The sequence below is a fragment of the Bergeyella zoohelcum ATCC 43767 genome (genome assembly GCF_000301075.1).
Classification (GTDB): domain Bacteria; phylum Bacteroidota; class Bacteroidia; order Flavobacteriales; family Weeksellaceae; genus Bergeyella; species Bergeyella zoohelcum.
In genome coordinates, this window is sequence record NZ_JH932293.1 from 2,153,019 (window position 1) to 2,155,686 (window position 2,668).

Annotated in this window: 1 pseudogene; it reads right to left on the minus strand. The window is 35.9% G+C overall.

The window, feature by feature from the left end:
- Positions 1 to 794: 794 nt before the first annotated feature.
- A pseudogene (locus tag HMPREF9699_RS10865) lies at positions 795 to 2,668 on the minus strand (hypothetical protein); the annotation flags it as partial.

Below are 2,668 nucleotides of genomic sequence, written 5' to 3' on the forward strand. Positions count from 1 at the left end.
AAAAAATTAAAGGATTCCGTTCGTTTCGATGATTTCGATGATTTCGATTTTTTAGATTCTTTAATTTCTTTCCTTTTTCTAGATAATTCCTTATTAAATCCCTATCCTCCCAAAAAACAATTAGTGAACTGTACAAATTAGAAGGGAGACACTGATATCGTATTGATTTTTGTAAAAAGTTCTGGTAAAGGATAGGGAATGTACTGGTACAGGTCTCTCCTCTATGGGGTAACAAATAACTATGATGATGACATAGACACATACAAAATTGCCCCCTTCCGAAAGAAGGAGGATATAAATTAAAATATCCGATATTTGCTCGCTCTAGATTTTTTTTATAGATTCCGCGTACACACGCATATTTATATATACTTAGCGAAGGTAAGTGTGTGTGTGTGTGTGTGTGTGTGTGTGTGTGTGTGTGTGTGTGTGTGTGTGTGTGTGTGTGTGTGTGTGTGTGTTTACACAATCATTTGAATTGACCAAATTTTTGGCCCACTTTTTTTCAGTAATTTTATATGTATTGATTGTGTGTAACATAACGAGGCAAAGATAGATAAAGTTTTCTAATACACAAAAAGTTTTTTAAAAGTAGTACAAGACACAAATTTTAGAAGTTGAAGATTAGATATTGTACCATGTACAAGGTAGAATGTATAATGATTTTAATAATTAGAAGTTGGAAATTAGAATTTGGAAGTTAGAAAGCTAACTGCCAATGGCTAGAAGCTAAAAACTCACTATCATAAAAAAAGCCCTATCAGAATTACAATTCCGATAGGGCAAAGTAAAATTTATTGGATTAATTTTTCTAATCTCTCAAGCCTCTGCTTTAAATCTGCAATCTCTGCATCTTTAGCTTTTAATGCTTTGTCTTGCTCTATGCTGTGCAAGTAAAGCTCTTCTATTTTCTCCACATTGGTCAGCTGCGTTTCCATTAAATCTACATAACCTTGTGCTTTAATAGTTGCCGCTGATTTATACCCAGGCAAGTGTCCATTCGCTTTTACAAAATCTTCTACTTGGCTTAGGGATTTGAAATTGTAATCTGCCTTGATAGAAGAAGTTCCTGTATAGTACTTTTGGAATACATAATCTGGGAAGATGGTAGCTCCATTAACTCCTTGGAAAGAAGTAGCTCTTACCATTCCTTCATCTGTAATGCTTATTGGATGAGTAGTTCTGTCTCCATTAGCAGATGTAATGGCAAGCTGTACCGAATTACTCGCTGTATCTGGAACCCATGCAGATCTGATAGTAGTAGAACTACCGATTACTAATTTACCTTGTGCATCTGCATACACTGGACGATTACCTGATCCTGAAAGAGAATTAATTTGTACCTCACCTGCTGGATTTATAGTCATTCTAATATTCGGTGCTGTCTGTCCAGTGATACCATTCATATCCTCTATTCTAAAAAGTATTCCATCATTTCCTTGTTCTATCATAGAACCTACAGTAGAGGAATTAACTCCCAAGGAATTCCATGCACCTCCTGTGTTTCTATAACCATTCCAACCCCAGGAAGCCCTAAAAGATCCATTTGTCCCTAACCATTGCATAGGAGTAGCAAATGAAAGTCCTCCTTGAGTGGACCAATGATCAGAATAAAGCTGCGTTTTAGAGTTTGCATCATATGCTGGTCCATGATAAAATGTTCGGGTAGAGTGTACATCATCATTAAAATAAGCCTTTCCCGTTCCTGTATAAATAGAATAATTTGCTAAACTTCCTTTAGCTACATTTCCAATCTTAATACCATAAGCATTATCTAAACTATTAGGATTTTCTGGATTATATCTTAAATCAGCTAAATATGCATTTTTGATATTTCCAGGAGCTTCTCCGCTACCTACTTCAAAACTCGCCACAATATCAAGTCCTCTCATATGTTCCACTTGACCTACCCCTGCTCTTACAAATCCTCGTAATGCAGATAAACTTTCAACTTTTCCAGAAAAATTTATTGCCCTTGCATCTGCAGCATACATACGAGTCGCTTGTCCTCCTGTTTCGTTATTCACTTGCAATAGTCCTCCAGTGAGATCACTTATTTTTCCTGAAGTACGAGACACAGTATAAAAACGACCTCCTCTTGCAGTTCCTACATTTACATTTGTAACAGGTGTACGAGGGGTAAAAGTATCTTTCCCATCACTATCCAAAGTACGCCCAATAATTAATGTAGAAATATTACCATTGATTGTACCTATATTTCCCGAAATACTTCCTTCTGTAAATACTCCTGTATAAAAACCTGAATAATTTTTGGGAGACAAAATATTTCTATCAAAATGCTCCTTACCAAGTTCAAAAGTCTGAGCTGCTCCTCCAAAATAAGATTTTCCTGCAGAAACTGTATTTTTAAAGGCAGATGAAGAGATATCTAATGTATATGCCGTTTCTGATTCTTCCTGTTTTACTGGAGCATTTCCTATTTTTATCCCCAATCCACTATTCAAGTAATCATTAGAATAATATGAAATTCTGTCTGATTTATTATCCGCTGGTTTCAGATAAGTTTCAGTAACTCCACCATTATCTCTCTGAGCCCAAAGTTGGTCATTAGCATCACTCCCCGCTTTCACCCACTCGGTACCATTATAGAAATAATACCCTTTTTCCGTAATCTTCGCTACTTTAGGGTCATTACCTGTATAAGCAG